This window comes from Stenotrophomonas sp. P5_A8 (assembly GCF_056400545.1).
The window spans coordinates 1-1,190 of record NZ_JBFULB010000572.1; the positions used below are offsets into that span (position 1 = coordinate 1).

Below are 1,190 nucleotides of genomic sequence, written 5' to 3' on the forward strand. Positions count from 1 at the left end.
GTACGCAGCACTTCGCGCACCTCTTCCTTGCTGTTGTCGCGGAACAAAGCCACCACATCGACCATCGGCGCGATCGCCTGCCGCATCGCCCGCGCCTCGGCCGGGGCGACCCGGCGCTTGCTCTCACGGGCGAAAATGAAGCCGACCGCGTCCACGCCCAGCTCCCCCGCCAGGCGGACATCGCCAGCGCGGGTCATGCCGCAGAACTTGATACGGGTGCGATAGAAAGAGCGGCTCATAAAGTGACCTCGGCGGGCAGTTGCCAGTTGTCGGGGTACAAGGGTCCAACGAACACCAATCCCTGCGGCGGTGCAGTCGGCCCGGCCACGGTGCGGTCCTGGCCAGCCAGCAGCTCGCCCATCCACGACACCGGTTTGTCCCCGGATCCGACCAGGATCAGTGAACCGACGATATTGCGCACCATGTGATGAAGGAATGCATTGGCCTGAACGCAGACCTCCACCACCTCGTCCTCGCGCCGGACGCTGATCGCCTGCAGCTCGCGGCGGGCATGCAGGGCCTCGCACTGGATGCTGCGGAAGGCGCTGAAGTCGTTTTCGCCCAGCAGCGCCTGCGCCGCCGCATGCATCCGCCCGGCGTCCAGCGGCCGTCGCTCCCAGCTCAGGGTCTGCCGGTGCAGCGCCGGGCGTACCTGGCGGTTGAGCAGGCGGTAGCGGTAGCGCCGGGCCCGCGCCGAGAAACGCGCGTGGAAATCCTCGGCCACCGGCACGCACCAGCGCACCGCGATCGAACGCGGCAGGCGGGTGGTGGTGCCCAGGGTCCATCCGCGTGGATCACGGGCGACGTCGGTGTCGAAGTGCACCACCTGGCATTGCCCATGCACGCCGGCATCGGTACGGCCGGCGCAGGTGACCTTGATCGGGGCGTCGGCCACCGAGGACAACGCCTCCTGCAGGCTGGCCTGCACGCTGGGACAACCGCTTTCGCCCAGCTGCTGCCAGCCCTTGTATTCACTGCCGTCGTACTCCACGCCCAGTGCGTAACGCATGCTCAACCTCTGWTGCATCGGGGACCGGCGCGGGAGCGACCGGTCGTAATCTCAGGCCGGGTCGCGTGCGGCCCACACCGCCAGCGGCCTCAACCGGTCGCGCTCACCCCAGCCGCGCCAGCAGCTCGCGCGCCTGCGCCTGGCTGTGCGGATCGGCTGCGGCGACCACGTCCTGCAGCAG

The 1,190-nt window shown here is 69.0% G+C and carries 2 protein-coding genes; both read right to left on the reverse strand.

Annotated features, from left to right (window positions below; all coding sequences use genetic code 11):
- A partial coding sequence (trpF, locus tag AC1DQP_RS20740) for a phosphoribosylanthranilate isomerase (protein WP_478052463.1) occupies positions 1-239 on the reverse strand: 239 nt, incomplete at its 3' end.
- Positions 236-1,009, reverse strand: coding sequence for a tRNA pseudouridine(38-40) synthase TruA (gene truA, locus AC1DQP_RS20745; protein ID WP_256774618.1), 774 nt, complete (start codon positions 1,007-1,009; stop codon positions 236-238). The genes trpF and truA, both read right to left, overlap by 4 nt.
- Positions 1,010-1,190: the final 181 nt, after the last annotated feature.

What these genes read in the sequence shown, in the direction of transcription:
- truA (WP_256774618.1), bottom strand. Translation starts at nt 1,009, where the DNA reads ATGCGTTACGCACTGGGCGTGGAGTACGACGGCAGTGAATACAAGGGC.